Origin of the sequence: Streptomyces sp. NPDC049541, assembly GCF_044465725.1 — a bacterium.
GTDB lineage: Bacteria > Actinomycetota > Actinomycetes > Streptomycetales > Streptomycetaceae > Streptomyces.
In genome coordinates, this window is the sequence record NZ_JBITLY010000001.1 from 1,474,454 (window position 1) to 1,491,592 (window position 17,139).

At 71.7% G+C, this 17,139-nt stretch carries 16 protein-coding genes and 1 pseudogene; 6 read left to right on the forward strand and 11 right to left on the reverse strand.

Annotated features, from left to right (window positions below; translation table 11 throughout):
• Positions 1-2: 2 nt before the first annotated feature.
• The 3 genes from ectA to ACIBW9_RS06785 all read right to left on the reverse strand — a co-directional run bounded on the left by ectA (position 3) and on the right by ACIBW9_RS06785 (position 2,666).
• Positions 3-509 (reverse strand): diaminobutyrate acetyltransferase, encoded by a 507-nt coding sequence (ectA, locus tag ACIBW9_RS06775; RefSeq protein ID WP_398951862.1) that lies wholly within the window; start codon positions 507-509, stop codon positions 3-5.
• Positions 510-827: 318 nt separating this feature from the next.
• The gene (locus ACIBW9_RS06780) at positions 828-1,346 is read right to left on the reverse strand and encodes a DinB family protein (protein WP_398951864.1); all 519 of its coding nucleotides are present in this window, start codon (positions 1,344-1,346) and stop codon (positions 828-830) included.
• A gap of 219 nt (positions 1,347-1,565) precedes the next feature.
• Positions 1,566-2,666, reverse strand: coding sequence for a pyridoxal-phosphate-dependent aminotransferase family protein (locus ACIBW9_RS06785; protein WP_398951866.1), 1,101 nt, complete (start codon positions 2,664-2,666; stop codon positions 1,566-1,568).
• A gap of 189 nt (positions 2,667-2,855) precedes the next feature.
• On the opposite strand from ACIBW9_RS06785, the gene ACIBW9_RS06790 reads away from it, so the two are divergent.
• The 5 genes from ACIBW9_RS06790 to ACIBW9_RS06810 all read left to right on the forward strand — a co-directional run bounded on the left by ACIBW9_RS06790 (position 2,856) and on the right by ACIBW9_RS06810 (position 7,544).
• Positions 2,856-3,713, forward strand: coding sequence for a transporter substrate-binding domain-containing protein (locus ACIBW9_RS06790; protein WP_398951868.1), 858 nt, complete (start codon positions 2,856-2,858; stop codon positions 3,711-3,713).
• A gap of 3 nt (positions 3,714-3,716) precedes the next feature.
• Positions 3,717-4,553, forward strand: a complete 837-nt coding sequence (locus ACIBW9_RS06795; protein WP_389082995.1) for an amino acid ABC transporter permease — start codon at positions 3,717-3,719, stop codon at positions 4,551-4,553.
• Positions 4,550-5,341 carry an amino acid ABC transporter ATP-binding protein gene (locus ACIBW9_RS06800; protein WP_398951870.1) on the forward strand — a complete coding sequence of 264 codons (792 nt, stop codon included), beginning with the start codon at positions 4,550-4,552 and terminating at the stop codon, positions 5,339-5,341. Before ACIBW9_RS06795 ends, ACIBW9_RS06800 begins: the two co-directional genes overlap by 4 nt.
• 21 nt (positions 5,342-5,362) lie before the next feature.
• Complete coding sequence (locus ACIBW9_RS06805; protein WP_398951872.1) at positions 5,363-6,454, forward strand: amidohydrolase family protein; 1,092 nt, start codon at positions 5,363-5,365, stop codon at positions 6,452-6,454.
• A gap of 187 nt (positions 6,455-6,641) precedes the next feature.
• Positions 6,642-7,544 (forward strand): SCO1860 family LAETG-anchored protein, encoded by a 903-nt coding sequence (locus ACIBW9_RS06810; protein WP_398951874.1) that lies wholly within the window; start codon positions 6,642-6,644, stop codon positions 7,542-7,544.
• Positions 7,545-7,641: 97 nt separating this feature from the next.
• On the opposite strand, the gene cobC is transcribed toward ACIBW9_RS06810, so the two are convergent.
• Genes cobC through cobM form a run of 6 tightly spaced genes read right to left on the reverse strand, consistent with a single transcriptional unit; the run spans position 7,642 to position 13,950 of the window.
• Positions 7,642-8,709 carry an Rv2231c family pyridoxal phosphate-dependent protein CobC gene (gene cobC / locus ACIBW9_RS06815; RefSeq protein ID WP_398951877.1) on the reverse strand — a complete coding sequence of 356 codons (1,068 nt, stop codon included), beginning with the start codon at positions 8,707-8,709 and terminating at the stop codon, positions 7,642-7,644.
• Positions 8,699-9,625 (reverse strand): sirohydrochlorin chelatase, encoded by a 927-nt coding sequence (locus tag ACIBW9_RS06820; protein ID WP_398951880.1) that lies wholly within the window; start codon positions 9,623-9,625, stop codon positions 8,699-8,701. The genes cobC and ACIBW9_RS06820 overlap by 11 nt, the downstream gene beginning before the upstream one ends.
• Positions 9,622-10,212, reverse strand: a complete 591-nt coding sequence (locus ACIBW9_RS06825; RefSeq protein WP_398951882.1) for a precorrin-8X methylmutase — start codon at positions 10,210-10,212, stop codon at positions 9,622-9,624. Before ACIBW9_RS06825 ends, ACIBW9_RS06820 begins: the two co-directional genes overlap by 4 nt.
• Positions 10,209-11,900 carry a precorrin-3B C(17)-methyltransferase gene (cobJ, locus tag ACIBW9_RS06830; RefSeq protein ID WP_398951885.1) on the reverse strand — a complete coding sequence of 564 codons (1,692 nt, stop codon included), beginning with the start codon at positions 11,898-11,900 and terminating at the stop codon, positions 10,209-10,211. The genes ACIBW9_RS06825 and cobJ overlap by 4 nt, the downstream gene beginning before the upstream one ends.
• Positions 11,897-13,135, reverse strand: coding sequence for a precorrin-6y C5,15-methyltransferase (decarboxylating) subunit CbiE (cbiE, locus tag ACIBW9_RS06835; protein ID WP_398951887.1), 1,239 nt, complete (start codon positions 13,133-13,135; stop codon positions 11,897-11,899). Before cbiE ends, cobJ begins: the two co-directional genes overlap by 4 nt.
• Entirely contained in the window at positions 13,132-13,950 is an 819-nt protein-coding gene (gene cobM / locus ACIBW9_RS06840) for a precorrin-4 C(11)-methyltransferase (protein ID WP_398951889.1), read from the reverse strand. The genes cbiE and cobM overlap by 4 nt, the downstream gene beginning before the upstream one ends.
• Before the next feature lie 118 nt (positions 13,951-14,068).
• Between cobM and ACIBW9_RS06845 the strand changes: the two genes are divergently transcribed.
• Positions 14,069-14,797 (forward strand): ZIP family metal transporter, encoded by a 729-nt coding sequence (locus ACIBW9_RS06845; protein WP_398951892.1) that lies wholly within the window; start codon positions 14,069-14,071, stop codon positions 14,795-14,797.
• 11 nt (positions 14,798-14,808) lie between these two features.
• Here ACIBW9_RS06845 and cobI read toward each other — a convergent pair whose 3' ends face one another.
• The gene (gene cobI, locus ACIBW9_RS06850) at positions 14,809-15,564 is read right to left on the reverse strand and encodes a precorrin-2 C(20)-methyltransferase (RefSeq protein WP_398951895.1); all 756 of its coding nucleotides are present in this window, start codon (positions 15,562-15,564) and stop codon (positions 14,809-14,811) included.
• Positions 15,549-17,126 (reverse strand): annotated as a pseudogene (locus ACIBW9_RS06855) (cobyrinate a,c-diamide synthase); the annotation flags it as partial. The pseudogene ACIBW9_RS06855 and the gene cobI, both read right to left, overlap by 16 nt.
• Between the last annotated feature and the right edge of the window lie 13 nt (positions 17,127-17,139).

Here is a 17,139-nt window from a genome sequence, read left to right on the forward strand (position 1 = left end):
AGTCAGAGGGAAAGGGGCCCGATGCGGTACAGGACTTCGGGGTCGTGCGGCCCGTCGGGGAACAGGTCCTCGTCGAACAGCACCTCGCGCTCCACGAGAGCGCCGTGCCGCTCGGCGAACGAGGTGAACAGACGCTCGGAGCCGATGTTGCCGGGCGTGATGGTGGTCTCGACGGCGGTGATCCGGTGCGCGGCACCGGCCCGCGCGACGACCCCGTCGAGCAGGGCGCCGGCCAGGCCCCGCCCGCGGTACGCCTCGTCCACGGCCACCTGCCACACCAGCAGGGTGCGCGGGCGGTCCGGCCGTACGTACGCGGTGACGAAGCCGACCGGCTCGCCGCGCCCGTCGCGGGCCACGGCCGAGGTGGCCGCGAAGTCGCGACACCACAGCAGATAGCTGTACGACGAGTTCAGGTCGAGGGCCTTCGAGTCCTTGGCAATCCGCCACAACGCGGCTCCGTCCGCGACCTGCGGACGGTCGATGTGCAGATCTGCTTGAGCGGCAGTCATGCGGATTGAATTTACCGAGGGAAATTCAAAATTGCATCGCTGGTGAGGGTTACGAACGGCGGCCTTGTGTGTTATCACGCGGGCGCGAGCGGTCGCATGAGATGGAGGCGATAGGTGCGGTATTGTCCGGAAAATACGGGGCAAATCGACCGCGATGTGTAACGCGTCACAAGCATGTAACCCACACGAGATCTGCCCGAATTCCCCCGCCTGGCGTTCGCGAAATCTTTGCGTTTAGGCCAGGGAAAAGCGGGCAGAAGAATACGGGAGGCTATGCAGGAGTGAATTCCTGAATTGTACTCGGAGTTTGACCTGGAATTAGAAGCCGGTAACCCCGTCGATCCGTTCCCGCAAGATATCGGCGTGCCCGTTGTGCCGGGCGTACTCCTCGATCATATGAATGAACACCCACCGCAGACTGACCTCCAGCCCCGCCATGGGGCCGTCGACGAGCCGCCCGGTGTCCTCCAGCGACCGCCCGGCACACAGCTCCCGCCCCCGTGCGATCTCCCGGCGCCATACGTTCAGCGCCTCGTCGAGCCCGCGCGCCGGGTCGAGCACGTACCCGGTCTCCTCGCCGAACACCGGCGGTACGTCGAGCCCGCCGACCACCCGCTGGAACCAGTTCCGCTCCACCTCGGCGAGGTGCTGCACCAGCCCGAGCAGCGTGAGCGCCGAGGGCTCGGCGGACGCCGTCCGCACCTGCGCGTCGTCCAGCTCCGCGCACTTCAGGGCCAGGGTGCCCCGGTGGAAGTCGAGCCAGCTCTCGAGCATGGGGCGCTCATCACCGGTGAGGTGGGGTACGGGACGCCCGTCGGGAAGGGTCTGGGTAGCCATGGGGCGAGCATGACACCGCACTGGGGGCTGCCGCCCCCAGACCCCCGCGTTCGGCCTGAACGGCCTCGTCCTCAAACGCCGGACGGGCTGAAAAGATCAAGCCACGGCGGACGAAGGTCAGTGCAAAATTCAGCCCCTCCGGCGTTTGAGGAGCGGGGGTCCGGGGGCCGGCCCCGGGTCGGGACGGGTAGGGGCGGCCGGGGCGAAGAAGTCCGGCGGTCACACCCAGCTCTGCTCCACGGCCCGCCGAGCCCCCGCAAGATCAACCGTCACCCCCAGCTCCGCCAGCGCACCGCCCAGCGCCGCCAGGCAGGACTGCACCACCCCCACCGAAGCATCCACGCCGTAGTGATTGACCCGAACCATCTCCTTGGCCAACGCACCCCCACCCGCCGCCAACGGCAGCGAAGGGTCGCCCTCGAGTGCCCGAGCCACCAGCTCCGAGGCCACCACCCCGGCAGGGACCCTCAGCGTCGTGGCCACCGGCGCAGCCTCCCGCGCCTCGTACACATACGGCTCCAGCCCCCCACCCAGAGCCACCGCCCCCGCCCGGGTCGCCGCCGCGGCCGCGGCATGCCGGGCCATGACGGCATCCAGCCCCACCGTCTCGATCCGCTCGACACACGCCTCGAGCGCCAGCATCTCCAGCTGCGCCGGCGCATGCAGCAGCGCCTTCCGCCCGCCGTCGACCCACCGCTCCTTCCAGTCGAGGAGCGACAGATACGACCGACGCGGCGCGCCCGGGTGGGCGGCCATCCGCGCCCACGCCCGCTCGCTCACCGACACCGCCGACACCCCCGCCGGCCCGCCCATCGCCTTCTGCGCCCCGATGACGCACAGATCCACACCCCACGCGTCCGGCAGCACCGGCTCCGCCCCGATGGAGGCGACGGCGTCCAGGTAGAACAGCGCGCCCTGCTGCCGTACGACCTCCCCGATCTCCGCGACCGGGTTGGTGTTTCCGGTCGCCGCCTCCGCATGCACCAGCGACACGAAGTCGATCTCGGGCCGCTCCGCGAGCGCGGCCCGGATCTGCTCGGCGGTGACCGCCGTGTGGAAGGGCACGGCCAGGTCGATCACCGTCGCCCCGCAGTCCCGCAGCCAGTTCCCGAAGGTCTGCCCGTAGGGACCCGTGATGACGTTCAGCGCCACCGTCCCCGGCCCCGCGGTCGCGCGGATCGCCCCCTCCAGCGGCAGCAGCGCCTCACCCTGCATGATCACGACGTTCTGCTCGGTGCCGAGGAGCCGCGCCACCCGGTCCTCGATCGACGCGAAGTGCGCGGCGCTCATCGGGGGCAGATCGAGGAAAGGGTGGGTCACGGCGGTGCTCTCTTCGTTCACGAGTGGTCGGCTCGGTCGAGGGTATCCACCACCCGTGACCCCACTCCCGCCCCTCCCGCCACTTACGACTTCTTAGGCCGGACAGCCCCGCAGCCATCGGTTTGATTTGAGAGACCCAAACATCTCCTTATAATCGGAACCCACAGTTCTCACACAGGAGGCCACCCCGTGAAGACGTTCTCCGGGCGCCGGACCCGCATCCTGGCCGCCACCACCGCGACGGCCGGGCTGGTGCTCGTGGCCGCCTGCACGTCCACCGGCAACGGCGGCAGCGGCAGCAAGACCGCCGCAGGTGGCGTCCAGCTCGTCAAGGCCGGACAGCTGACCACCTGCACCCACCTGCCGTACCCGCCCTTCCAGTCGGAGATCAACGGCAAGGTGCAGGGCTTCGACGTGTCGCTGATCGACCTCGTGGCCAAGGACCTGGGAGTGAAGCAGCAGATCCTCGACACGCCCTTCGAGAACTTCAAGACCGGCGCCTTCCTCAACTCCGGCGAGTGCGACGTGGCCGCGGCCGGCATGACCATCACCGCCGAGCGCAAGAAGAACGTCGACTTCTCGGACCCGTACTTCGACGCCACCCAGGCCCTCCTGGTCGACAAGAGCAGCGGCATCAGCTCACTCGCCGACGCGAAGGCCAAGAAGGTCAAGCTGGGCGCCCAGGCGCAGACCACCGGCGAGGACTACGCGAAGAAGCAGGGCTTCGACCCGGTCTCCTTCGAGTCCTCCGACGCCGTCCTCAACGGCCTGCGCACCGGCCAGGTCAAGGCCGTCATCATCGACTACCCGGTGGTCCAGGGCTGGCTCAAGGACAAGGCCAACGCCGACAGGTTCAAGGTCGCCGACAACCTCAACACCGGTGAGCAGTACGGCTTCACGGTGAAGAAGGGCAACACCAAGCTCCTCGCCGCCGTCAACAAGGCGATCAAGGACGCCAAGGCCGACGGCACCTACAAGAAGCTGTACGAGAAGTGGATCGGCCCCTACAACCCGTCCGCCACCTCCCCGTCCCCCGCCGCGTCCTGACCCATGACCACTGACACGGACGTACAACTCCCGCCCAGGAAAAAGGGCCTGACGCGCAGTCAGAAGCGCAGCCTGTCGCGTGGCGCGCAGTACGTCGTCTTCGTCGCCGCCGTGATCGCCTTCGCGGTCTCGGCGGACTGGGGGCGGCTGAAGAACCAGTTCGCGCAGGGCAGCATCGCCCGGCAGATGTTCCCGGACGTCATCACGATGGCGCTGAAGAACACCGTGCTGTACACGCTGTCCGGGTTCGTCGTCGGACTGGCGCTCGGCATGGTGATCGCGCTGATGCGGCTGTCCTCCGTGGGCCCGTACCGCTGGCTGGCCGGCATCTACATCGAGATCTTCCGCGGCCTGCCCGCGCTGCTGATCTTCATCTTCATCGGCGTCGCCGTCCCGCTGGCCTTCCCCGGCACGGAGATCGTCGGCGGCACCTACGGCAAGGTGGCCCTCGCGCTCGGCCTGGTCGCCGCCGCCTACATGGCCGAGACGATCCGCGCGGGCATCCAGGCGGTGCCCAAGGGCCAGATGGAGGCGGCCCGTTCGCTGGGCTTCTCGCCGGGCCGCGCCATGGTCTCGATCATCATCCCGCAGGCCTTCCGCATCATCCTCCCGCCGCTGACCAACGAGCTCGTCCTGCTCTTCAAGGACTCCTCGCTCGTCCTGTTCCTCGGTGTCACCCTGGAGGAGCGCGAACTGTCCAAGTACGGCCGTGACCTGGCCAGTACGACCGCCAACTCGACGCCGATCCTGGTCGCGGGCCTGTGCTACCTGCTGATCACCATCCCGCTCGGCTTCGTCGTACGCCGTATGGAGGCGAAGGCCCAGGAGGCCGTCAAATGAGCCGTCCGGAAATCGAAGTACGCGGCCTGCACAAGTCCTTCGGCGACAACGAGGTGCTGCGCGGCATCGACCTGGACATCGGCCAGGGTGAGGTCGTCTGCGTCATCGGCCCGTCCGGCTCGGGCAAGTCGACCCTGCTGCGCTGTGTGAACCTGCTGGAGGAGCCCACCAAGGGCCAGGTCTTCGTCGGCGGCACCGAACTCACCGACCCCGATGTCGACATCGATGCCGTACGCCGCCGTATCGGCATGGTCTTCCAGCAGTTCAACCTCTTTCCGCACCTCACGGTGACCGAGAACCTCACGCTGCCGCAGCGCCGCGTGCTTCGGCGGGACAAGGCGAAGGCCGCGCAGGTGGCCGCCGAGAACCTGGCGCGCGTGGGCCTCTCCGAGAAGGCGGACGCCTACCCCGCCTCCCTCTCCGGCGGCCAGCAGCAGCGCGTGGCGATCGCCCGCTCGCTGTCCATGGGCCCCGAGGTGATGCTGTTCGACGAGCCGACCTCGGCACTCGACCCCGAGCTGGTCGGGGACGTACTGGCCGTGATGCGGATGCTCGCCGACGAGGGCATGACCATGATGGTCGTCACCCACGAGATGACCTTCGCCCGCGAGGTCGCCGACCGGGTCGTCTTCATGGACGGCGGCAGGATCGTCGAGGACGGCACCCCCGACCAGGTCATCGGCGCCCCCGCCCACGAACGCACCCGCCACTTCCTGTCCCGGCTCCTCGACCCGGCCATGGCCCAGGTGGAGGAGGAGACCTCGGACCAGGTGGGCAAGGCCGACTAGCCGGTCACTAAGGTGCGGTACATGAGCGATCGCGCGGTGCTGCACGTGAAAGGGCGGGTGCTCGTCGGCCCCGAGGACGTCCGGGACGAGCTGTGGGTGGTCGACGGCCGCATCTCCTACGACCGTCCCGGCGGCGCGGACGACGTCCGTACCGTCGAGGGCTGGGTCCTCCCCGGACTCGTCGACGCCCACTGCCACGTGGGCCTGGGCCCCCACGGGCCGGTCGAGCAAAACGTCGCCGAGAAGCAGGCGCTCACCGACCGCGAGGCGGGCACCCTGCTCATCCGCGACGCGGGCTCGCCCTCGGACACCCGCTGGGTCGACGACCGCGAGGACCTCCCGAAGATCATCCGGGCCGGACGCCACATCGCCCGCACCCGCCGCTACATGCGGGGCTACGCCTGGGAGATCGAGCCGGACGAACTCACCGCCTACGTCGCCCAGGAGGCCCGCCGCGGCGACGGCTGGGTGAAGCTGGTCGGCGACTGGATCGACCGCGACCTGGGTGACCTGGCCCCCAGCTGGCCCCGGGAGGCCGTGCAGGCGGCCATCGCCGAGGCCCACCGCCTCGGCGCCCGCGTCACCGCGCACTGCTTCGCCGAGAACTCCCTCCAGGACCTGGTCGAGGCCGGCATCGACTGCATCGAACACGCCACGGGCCTGACCGACGACCTGATCCCCCTCTTCGCCGCGCGCGGCGTCGCGATCGTCCCGACCCTCGTCAACATCGCGACCTTCCCGCAGCTCGCCGACGGCGGCGAGGGCAAGTTCCCCACGTGGTCGGCCCATATGCGGCGGCTGCACGAACGCCGTTACGAGACCGTGCGCAACGCCTACGACGCCGGCATCCCGGTCTACGTCGGCACCGACGCCGGCGGTCACCTCGCGCACGGCCTGGTGGCGGGCGAGGTGGCGGAGCTGGTCACCGCCGGCATCCCGCCCGTCGAGGCGCTGTCGGCGACCACCTGGGGCGCCCGGAAGTGGCTCGGCCGCCCCGGCCTGGAGGAGGGGGCCCCGGCCGACCTCGTGGTGTACGAGAGCGATCCTCGGGCCGACGTACGGGTACTCGAGGCCCCACGGCGGGTGGTGGTGAACGGACACGTCGTCGGCTAGCGCAGCCGGTCGACGCGGGAAGCAAGGCGATACGGCGGTGAAAGCGCGGAACGCCTGTGTCTGGGGATTCGAAAACGTTCACGGCGAACACACGATGGGGTGAAGTGGCGCCGGTATGCCGTCAGGGCACCCCCGGTGCGCAATTCTTGACGGGTCCCGAGCAAGAATCCTCTGAGGGGTCCCCACCTTGAACGGCAAGAACCTCCGCATGCCCGCACGCCGTCTCGCCACCGTCGCGACGGCCACGGCCCTCGCCGCAGGTCCCGCGGCACTGGCCGGCGCGGGCGCCGCGCACGCGACCGGCGACCAGGGCCGGGCGAGCGCCGTCGTCCTGCGCACCGGGCTCGACGTCTCCCTGCTCAACAAGACCGTGAACGTCCCCCTCTCGGTCTCGCTCAACCAGGTCGAGGCACCCCGCAGCGCCGAGAAGACGGCGCTGAGCGCCGAACTGGACGGCGTCAACGGCGGCAGGGCCTTCAGCGTGCTGGACGCGAGGACGGCGAAGTCCGCGGCGAGCGTCACCTCCGACCGCGCCGAGGGCTACACCAGCCTCGCCCACGCCAGCGTCCACGTCCCGGGGCTGCCGCTGCTGTCCCTCATCGAGCTGGAGCAGGTCACCTCGAAGGCGGTCTGCGAGGCCGGGAAGAAGCCCGTCGCCTCCTCGAACCTGGGCGGCTCGGTGACCGTTCTGGGCAAGAAGGTCACCCTGACGAGCGGCGGCACCACGGAGGTCAAGGTGGCCGGCATCGGTGAGGTGCGACTCGACCTGTCGAGGACGGAGACCACGTCGCGTACGGCGGCCGCCACCGCCCTTGAACTCAAGTTGTCCGTCAACCCGTTGAAGCTGAACGTGGCCGAGGTGGGGGGTACGGTCACGCTGGCGAAGGCGACCTGTGAGGCGCCTCCGGCGGGTGCGCAGGGGGCGGCGCCGGGCGCCGCGGGTTCCGGTGGCGCCAAGGCGCAGGGTGGGGAGGCCGGGCTTGCCGAGACCGGCAGCAACTCCATGACGCCGTATGTCGCGGGTGGTGCGATCGCCCTGGTCCTGGCGGGTGGGGGAGCGGTGGCGCTGGCGCGGCGGGGTCGTAGCTGAACGCTCCGCGGGGAGGGGGCTTTTGTCTGCGGGTTCGTGGGGGCTGCTCGCGCAGTTCCCCGCGCCCCTTACGGGGCGCTGCCCCCGCCCGCGGCCATCAGCGACCCGGCGACGACGCCAGCGTCAGGGCGCGGTCCAGGGCCTGTAGGAAGCTGTTGATCGTCGCCCTGTCCCGCACCGCCAGGCGTAGCCACTCCCCGCTCAGCCCCGGGAACGTGTCGCCGCGCCGTACCGCGAAGCCCAGGTCCCGCAGGTGTCCGCGTACGGCGGCCGCCTGGGGGAGTCGTACGAGGACGAAGGGGCCCTCGGCGGGTTGTGTCACGCGTAGTCCGGCCGAGGTGAACTCGCCCAGGCCGGTGATGAGATGGGCTCGGTCGGCGGCGATGCGGTGGGCCGCGTGGGCCGCCTCCGCGAGGGCCTGTGGTCCCATGCAGGCCTCGGCGGCGGCCAGCGCGGGTGTGGACACCGGCCACAGGGGCTGGGCGCGCTCCAGTGCGGCGATCGTGTCGGGGGCGGCGAGGACGTAGCCGATCCGCAGGCCGGCCAGCCCCCAGGTCTTGGTGAGGCTGCGCAGGACCACGAGTCCGGGCACGTCCGTCCGCCCGGCGAGCGTCTCCCGTTCACCTGGCACCGCGTCCATGAACGCCTCGTCCACGACCAACGTCCGTCCAGGGCGGGCGAGTCGGGCGACGGCCGCGGCGGGGTGCAGGACGGATGTCGGGTTCGTGGGGTTGCCGATCACCACCAGGTCGGCGTCCTCGGGTACCGCCGCCGGGTCGAGGCGGAAGCCGTCCTCCTCGCGCAGCAGCACCCGGTCCACCGTGTGGCCCGCGTCCCGCAGGGCCGCCTCCGGCTCCGTGAACTGCGGGTGGACCACGACCGGCTGACGGACCTTCAGGGCACGGGCCAGCAGTACGAAGGCCTCGGCGGCGCCCGCCGTCAGCAGCACCCGCTCCACCGGCAGGCCGTGCCGTGCCGCCACCGCCGCCCGCGCGGCCCGTCCGTCCGGGTAGGCCGCGAGGGAGCCGAGCGAGCCGGCGATGCGCTCGCGCAGCCAGGCGGGTGGGGTGTCGGCGCGGACGTTCACCGCCAGGTCGACCAGGGCGGAGCCGTCGTCGCGCACCTCGGCGTCGCCGTGGTGACGGAGATCGTGCTCAGTGCGCATGGGCGTGTCCGCCGTGGTGGTGGTGACCGTGGTGATGGTGGCCGTCGTCGTCCGGGTGGAAGTGCGGCTGCTGCGGCAGCCCCACCTTGTCCTCGAAGCCCGGCAGCGCGATCCGGTACACGCACGAGTCGCAGTTCATGCGCAGATCACCCTTGACGGCCTCCTCGTACCGCTCCATCACCAGATCGAGCAGCTCCGGCTCCGGGCCGATGACGTCCGCGGAGCGCACCTCGACCTCCGGGTGCGCGGCCGCCCAGCCCTCGGTCTGCTGCCGCACCCGGTCCGGCAGGATGCCGGTGAACAGGAAGTAGGGGAGGACGACGATCCGGCGCGCGCCCAGCTTCGCGCACCGGTCCAGGCCGCTCGGCACGTCCGGCGCCGCCAGCGACACGAACGCCGTCTCCACGCCCGCGTACCCGCGCCCCTCCCACAGCAGCCGCGCCGCCTTGTACACCTCGGCGTTGGCGTCCGGGTCGGTCGACCCGCGCCCCACCAGCAGCACGGTCACGTCGGCCCGGTCCTGAGGCGTCCGCGCGGTCCCTCCGAGCGCCTCGTCAAGGCGCCGCTCCAGGACCGACAGCAGCGAGGGGTGCGGGCCCAGCGGGCGCCCGTACGTGTAGGAGATCCCCGGGTGGCGCTCCTTCTCGCGGGACAGGGCCGCCGGGATGTCGCCCTTGGCGTGCCCGGCGGAGACCAGCATCAGCGGTACGGCGGCGAAACGCCGCACCCCCCGCTCCACCAGTTCGGCGACCGCCTCGCCGAGCGGGGGCGGAGACAGCTCGATGAAGCCGCCCGCGACGGCCAGGTCGGGGTGGCGGTCCCCCAGCTGCCGTACGAAGTCGCGGAACGCCTCGGCTCCGGCCTCGTCCCGGGTGCCGTGACCGGCGATGAGCAGGGCGGGCGGCGGGGTGGTCACGATGTCTCCTCGGAGTACGAAGTGGGGTGGTACAGCAGGGCGTTCAGGGCGGCCGACGCGACCGCCGAGCCGCCCTTCTCGGACACGTTGCTCACGGCGGGCAGCCCGCTCTCGCGCAACGCGGCCTTGGACTCGACCGCGCCGACGAAGCCGACGGGCAGGCCGATGACGAGTGCGGGGGCGGCGTCCAGGGTCAGCAGCTCCTCCAGGGCGGTCGGCGCGTTGCCGATCACCCACAGGGCTCCCGGGCCGACCTGTTCGTAGGCGAGCCGAATCGCGTGCGCCGAGCGGGTCAGTCCGGGACCGGCGACGGCGTCCCTGAGCCGGCACACCGTCTCGCGCCGGGTGATCCCGGCCGCGACCATCTCCACGTCCACGACGACGGGCGCCCCGCCGTGCAGCGCGGCGTACGCCTTTTCGAGGGCGGCCTCGTCCATGACGAGATCGGTCGCGTAGTCGAGGTCGGCGGCGGAGTGGACGACCCGCTCCACCACCGCCCGCGTCAGCGGCGGGAAGTGCGAGGTGTCCAGGCGGGCCCGCAGCCGCCGGTAGGACTCCTCCTCGATCGGATGGACCACACGGTTCACTGGGCTGCCTCCTGCCAGCGGTAGCCGCGCGGCGTCACCATGCGCCCCGCGATCTCACGGGTCGCCGTGTTGCCCACGGTCACGACCGTCATCATGTCGACCGTCGCCGGATCCAGGGAGCCCAGGTCGGTCACCCGGCTGGATTCGTCCGGTCGTGACGCGTTGCGTACGACACCGACGGGCGTCCTCGGCTCCCGGTGCTCCGCGAGGATCGCGAGCGCCTTCGGCAGCTGCCAGTCCCGGCCTCGGGAACGGGGGTTGTAGAAGGTCACCACCAGGTCCGCCTCGGCCGCCGCGCGCACCCGCCGCTCGATGACCTCCCAGGGCGTGTGCAGGTCGGAGAGGCTGATGGACACGTGGTCGTGGCCGAGCGGCGCCCCCAGGATCGCCCCGGCCGCGAGCGCGGCGGTGACGCCCGGTACGCCGATCACGTCGATGTCGTCTGAGGCCTCGGCGAGCGCGGGGGATGCCATGGCGTACACGCCGGCGTCGCCGCTGCCGATCAGCGCGACCGCCTGCCCCTTCCGGGCTTCTGCGACCGCGGTCCGGGCCCGCTCCTCCTCGGCGCCGAGCCCGGACTCCAGGATCCGGGTGCCGGGCCGCAGCAGATCGCGGATCTGGTCGACGTACTGGTCGAGCCCGACGAGCACGGAGGCGCGCCGCAGTTCGGCCGTGGCGCGCGGGGTGAGCAGGTCACGGGCGCCGGGGCCGAGCCCGACGACTGCCAGTCGGCCGCGGGCAGGGCGCCGTACGACGGCACAGGTCGCCATCGAGGCGTGCCCGTCCGCACGGGCCGACTTCCGCTTGGGGACGAGGAGTTCACCGCCACGGACGAGCGCGGAGGCCTCGGCGACCGACGCAGTGCCCACGGCGGCGAGCGGGGCGTCGGAGGGGTTGGGGACCTCGACCTTCGCCAACTCCTCGGGGGAGTACGTCACCAGGGGCACTCCGAGCCGCGCGGCCGCCTCGACGATGCCGGGCTCCTCCCGCTTGGCGTCCACGGTCGCGATCTCGGCGAGGCTACGAGGAGACAGCCCCGCGTCCCGCAACGCGCCCTCGACCAGCCCGAGCACTTCCTCGGCCGGGGCACCCTTGGACGCGCCGACGCCGACGACGAGGGACGGCGGACGCAGCAGCACCTCACCGTCGGCGGGTTCGACCGCACGGTCCGTCAGCCGGACGGTGTGCGTGCCCTCCGCCGCGAACGGCAGCGGTGGCAGCGGCCACGCCACTTCGGCGTCCAGCGCGACCGGTTCACCGTCCAGCAGCGCCCGCGTCACACCGGCCACGTCGCCCTCCACGGGGAGGCCGAGCGTGTCCAGACCGGGGATGCCGACCGCGTCCGTCGCGGTGGTCACCACGGGCTCGGCCCCCAGCAACTCGCCCACCCGCTCGGCGAGTTCATTGGCACCCCCGCCGTGCCCGCCCACCAGCGACACGGCGAACCGCCCGCCCTCATCGACGCACACCACCCCCGGGTCGGACGCCTTGTCACCGAGCAGCGGCGCCACGAGCCGTACGACGGCCCCCGTCGCCAGGAAACACACGAGCTGCTCGCACTCCGCGAACGCGGACCGTACGGCGTCCCCGACGGGACCCTCGTACACCCGCGTGCGGTCCGGCCACGCCGCGGCCAGCCGGTCGCGCGCCGCCGCCCCCGCCGCGGTGGCGGAAATGAGGCCGATCACAGGGCAACTCCTTCATGGGAAACGGGGGTTGTGGCCCCCCACAGCAGGAAAACCGGATTGGTCGCCGCCAGCCGGGTCACGTCCCCCGGCAGCGGTGCGAGCCGCGAGGACTGCAGCAGCACCCCGTCGCAGGTGAACCCGGCCTCGGTGAGCGCCGTGCGCACCGCGGGCACCCGGTCCAGTGCGGCCATGGCGACCACGACCGTCCGTCGGGCCCGCCGTGCGCACGCACGCACGATGTCCGGCAGCTCGCGCCCCCCGCCGCCGACGAACACGGCGTCGGGATCGTCGAGTCGGTCCAGCGCGTCCGGTGCCGTCCCGTGCACCACATGCACGTCGACGCCGTGCGCACCGGCGTTGGCGCGGATCCGCTCCACCCCGTCCGGTGCCTTCTCGACGGCGCTGACGGCGGCGCCCAGCCGCGCGCACTCCACGGCCACGGAACCGGAGCCGGAGCCGACGTCCCAGACCAGGTCGCCGGGGCGTGGCCCGAGCCGGGCCAGGGCCAGGGCCCGCACCTCGAACTTGGTGATCATCGAGTCGCGGTGCGCGAAGCCGCCCTCGTCCAGAGCCCATCCGGAGGGGCGTACGGCCGCTCCCGCCAGCGTCCGTACGGGACCGAGCACGCGCGTCTCGTCGAGACACAGGACGACACTCACCGCCGTACCCCAGTCGCGGCCCGCCGCCTCGGCGGGGGAGACCTGCTCCAGGCACTCCTCGTCGGAGCCCAGCGCGGATGCGACGACGAGGACCCGGCCGGGAGCGGTACGGGCGAGCGCGGCCCCCAACTCGGCCGGACCGGCGCCGGGCCCGGTCAGCACGGCCACCTTCGGGTGCGCCCGGCACACGTTGACGGCCGTGCGCGGCTCCCGCCCGTGCGCGCTGACGACGACCGCGTCGTCCCAGGTCAGCCCCAGCCGCGCGAAGGCGGTGGCGACGGACGAGACACCCGGCCGTACGTCCAGATGCTCCGCGCCGAACCGCTCGGCCAGCGCCCGCACGATCCCGAAGAACCCGGGGTCGCCGGAGGCCAGCACGACCACCCGCCGGTCCTTGCCGACGTACTCCTCCATGGCGTCCAGGGCGGGCGCCAGCGGCCCGAGCACGATCCGCTCGGCACTCTCGGGCAGCCGTACGGCGTCCAGGTGCCGTCGCCCGCCCACGACGAGCTCGGCCCCCGCCACCGCTTCGAGAGGAACGGGCGCGCCCGTCCCCGTACCGACGACCGTGATCACGTACTGGCACCCCGCGCACGCAGGGCCCTGCGGGCCTCCGGGTCGGCCTTGCGGTAGCCGTGGAAGTGACCGGGGTGGTACAGGTGCGAGCGGGTGCCCTCGGCGTCCAGGGCCGGGCCGACCAGGAAGAGGGTGTGCTTCCAGAGCTTGTGCTCCTTGACCGTCTCCTCCAGCGTCCCGATCGTGCACCGCACGACCAGCTCCTCCGGCCAGGTCGCCTGGTAGGCGACGACGACCGGCGTGGACGTCGGATAGCCGCCTTCCAGCAGTTCCCGCACCAGCTGCCCGCTGCGGGCGGCCGACAGGAAGATCGCCATGGTGGTGCCGTGCTTGGCGAACTCCCGCACCTCCTCACCGGGAGGCATCGGCGTCTTGCCGCCGCCGAGACGGGTCAGCACGACGGACTGCGCGATCTCCGGGATGGTCAACTCGCGCTGCGCGAGCGCGGCGACGGCCGAGAACGCGGACACACCGGGCACGACCTCCGTCTCGATGCCGATCCGCGCACACCGGTCGAGCTGCTCCTGCGTACCGCCCCACAGAGCGGGATCTCCGGAGTGGATACGGGCGACCTTCAGACCGGTGCGATGCGCGCGCTCGTAGACGGCGACGACGTCCTCAAGGGACATGGTCGCCGAGTCGAGGATCTCCGCGTCCTCGCGCGCGTGCTCGAGGACCTCCGCCTGCACCAGGCTCGCGGCCCAGATCACGACGTCGGCCTCGGCGATGGCGCGCGCGGCACGGAACGTCAGCAGGTCGGCGGCGCCGGGGCCGGCACCGACGAAGGTCACCTTGCCGGTGGGGGCATCGGCCATGGGAACGGTCCTCTCTAGCAAAGCTCTGGGTTCTGGCTCTTGGTGTGGTGTCACGAGTGCGGTGTGGTTATTGCCGTCGGACGTGCGTGAACGGGGGTTGATCGGATAGCAAGGGCGTATGGCGGTCTTCGTCGCGCTCGGCGCGTTCCTGATGACGCTGGCCGGCGGCTGGACGGCACAGCGTGTGACCGACCGCCGCCACCTGGTTCTGGGCCTGGCCGGCGGACTGATGCTCGGTGTCGTCGGCCTGGACCTGCTGCCGGAGGCGCTCAAGGCGGCGGGCGAAGAGGTCTTCGGCGTACCGGCGGCCCTGCTGCTGTTCGTGGCCGGCTTTCTGCTGGCCCATCTGGTGGAACGCCTGCTGGCCGCCCGCCAGGCCGCCCACGGCGGGGAGGAGAGCAACGGACGCGCGCCCGAGGTGGGCCTCACGGCGGCCGCGGCGATGGTCGGTCACAGCTACATGGACGGCGTGGCGATCGGCGCGGCCTTCCAGGTCGGCGGGGGCATGGGAACGGCGGTCACGCTGGCGGTGGTCGCCCACGACTTCGCGGACGGCTTCAACACGTACACGATCACCAGCCTGTACGGAAACGCCCGCCGCAAGGCCCTGACCATGCTGTTCGCGGACGCGGTGGCCCCGGTGGCCGGCGCGGCCTCGGCGGCGTTCGTCACCATCCCGGAGGGTCTGCTCGGCGGCTACCTCGGCCTGTTCGGCGGCGTACTCCTCTACCTCGCCGCCGCCGAGATCCTCCCCGAGGCGCACCACGAGCACCCCGCCCGCTCGACGCTGCTGTGCACGGTGGTGGGTGCGGCGTTCATCTGGCTGGTGGTGGGCCTGGCCGGGTGAGCCGGTGGGGGTCACAGCTTGCCGCCCCGGCCGCCGTCGCGCGGCGCGGGCGCGATGAGCGTGGAGAGGTAGGGGAGGGGCTCGCCGTCGAGCTGGGACGCCGGCCGGATGGACTGCGACTCCAGCCCGAGCGCGGAGCCCCACACGGCATCGTCGATCCGGCCGGTCTCGCGCAACGCCTCGGCGACCTCGCCGGCCTGCCGCCCGAACTTGTAGGCGACGACCGTGCCGGGCCCGCTCAGGGCGTCCTTCAGCACGGCGGCCCCCGCGGTGACGGGCACGAGGGTGAGCGGCTCGGTGCCCTCGGTGAGCACGGCACCCGAGCGCGCCGCGAGATCCTGCATGGCGGTGATCCCCGGCACGGTCTCGATGCCGGTTCCCGGCACCAGCTCGGCGATGGTCTGCGCGAGATAGGTGAAGGTCGAATAGACGTTGGGATCGCCGATGGTGGCGAACGCGACGACCCCCCGCTCCCGCAGCAACTGCGCGACCCGTTCTCCGGCAGCGTCCCAGGCCGCCTCCCGCCGCCCGCGGTCACTGCGCTCGTTCAGCGCGAACACGACGCGCACGACCTTCTCCGCGGGCACGTAGTGCAGCACGGTGGCCTCGGCCCGCCCGCGCTCCAGTGTGTCCATGACGGGCACGACGACGACATCGGCGGCCCGCAGGGCATTGACGCCCTTGACGGTCACGAGCTCGGGGTCGCCGGGACCCACCCCGACCCCGATCAACCTGCTGCTGTTGCTGCTGCTCATGACGTCCGGCACCTCTCCACGAACCGACGGGCGACACCGGGCTCGGACGCCCAGTGCGTGTGCAGATAACTGGCGTGCACACCTTGTTGTACGAAGCCTTCGACCCGCGGCACAGGGGCGCGCACACCCCAGGCGGGAGCCGCCCCCGCCCCCGGTTCGACGACCGTCCGGTGAAACTCATGCCCCCGCATCCGGGTCCCGGCGGGCGCCAGCACGCTGTCACCGACGGCCACGGCGTCCCGATACCCGAGGGTCAGCCGCCCGCTCATCCGCGCCCTCGCATCGAGCACCCCGCACATGGGCTGCCCGTCGAGCTCCCGGCACAGATACAGCAGCCCGGCACACTCGGCGGCGACGGGAGCTCCGCCCTCCGCGAGCGCGGCGACGGCTTTGCGCAGCGGCTCGTTGGCGGACAACTCGCTCGCATACACTTCGGGAAACCCGCCACCGATGACCAACCCGCGTGTCCCGTCGGGCAGTTGCTCATCCCGGAGCGGATCGAAGACAACGACGTCGGCACCCGCGGCAGCGAGCAGTTCACTGTGCTCGGCGTAGGAGAACGTGAACGCGGCCCCACCGGCAAGGGCAACCCTCACCGCCTGGGAGTTTCGCCCCCGCCGCCCCTTCCCGTCCCGACCCGGGGGCCAGCCCCCGGACCCCCGCTCCTCAAACTCCCCCACTGCCCTAAGGGCGTGGGGGGATCCCCAAGGGGCTGATTTCGATCTTTTCAGCCCGTCCGGCGTTTGAGGACGAGGCCGTTCAGGCCGAAAGCGGGGGTCTGGGGGCGCAGCCCCCAGGGTCGGGACGGGAAGGGGCGGCGGGGGCGAAGAAGCAAGCGCCTCAGCCGCATCCCAGACCGCACACGACAACGCACCAGCACTCCGCGCCAGTCCCGCCAACGCCTCAAGATCGCACCCGGCGGAAACCTGCGCCGCCATGGCGGCAACCGCCTCCACCGCCTCAGCCCGCCGCTCGGCAACCGGCACCAACCCCAGATGCCGCGAAGGCGTATCCACCTGAGCCACCCGCCGCAACACCCCGAGCACAGGCACCCCGGCCGAATCCAACGCCTCCCGCAACAGCTCCTCATGCCGATCCGAAGCGACCTTGTTCAAGATCACGCCCCCGACCCGAACCTCCGGATCCCAGGACGCAAACCCATGCACCAACGCCGCCACGGACCGAGACTGCGACGACGCGTCAACGACCAGCACGACAGGCGCCCCGAGCAGCTTCGCCACATGAGCGGTGGACGCCAGTTCACCCTCCCCCGCGGCCCCGTCGAACATCCCCATCACACCCTCGACGACGGCGATGTCACACCCACGAGCCCCGTGCAGGAACAACGGCCCGACCAGCTCCGGCCCGCACAGATACGCGTCGAGGTTCCGCCCCACCCGCCCGGTGGCGAGCGCGTGATACCCGGGGTCGATGTAGTCCGGCCCCACCTTGTGCGGGGACACGGCAAGCCCCCGCGCGGCGAACGCGGCCATCAACCCCGTGGCGACGGTGGTCTTGCCGCTGCCCGAGGAGGGCGCGGCGATGACCAGCCGGGGGACGGAGGACAGGGAGGAACTCACGACGACA

Bases quoted from the DNA above. Each gene is read 5' to 3' on its own strand.
- ectA (WP_398951862.1), bottom strand. From the start codon at position 509: ATGACTGCCGCTCAAGCAGATCTGCACATCGACCGTCCGCAGGTCGCG.
- ACIBW9_RS06780 (WP_398951864.1), bottom strand. From the start codon at position 1,346: ATGGCTACCCAGACCCTTCCCGACGGGCGTCCCGTACCCCACCTCACC.
- ACIBW9_RS06795 (WP_389082995.1), top strand. From the start codon at position 3,717: ATGACCACTGACACGGACGTACAACTCCCGCCCAGGAAAAAGGGCCTG.
- ACIBW9_RS06800 (WP_398951870.1), top strand. From the start codon at position 4,550: ATGAGCCGTCCGGAAATCGAAGTACGCGGCCTGCACAAGTCCTTCGGC.
- ACIBW9_RS06805 (WP_398951872.1), top strand. From the start codon at position 5,363: ATGAGCGATCGCGCGGTGCTGCACGTGAAAGGGCGGGTGCTCGTCGGC.
- cobC (WP_398951877.1), bottom strand. From the start codon at position 8,709: ATGCGCACTGAGCACGATCTCCGTCACCACGGCGACGCCGAGGTGCGC.
- cobM (WP_398951889.1), bottom strand. From the start codon at position 13,950: ATGGCCGATGCCCCCACCGGCAAGGTGACCTTCGTCGGTGCCGGCCCC.
- ACIBW9_RS06845 (WP_398951892.1), top strand. From the start codon at position 14,069: ATGGCGGTCTTCGTCGCGCTCGGCGCGTTCCTGATGACGCTGGCCGGC.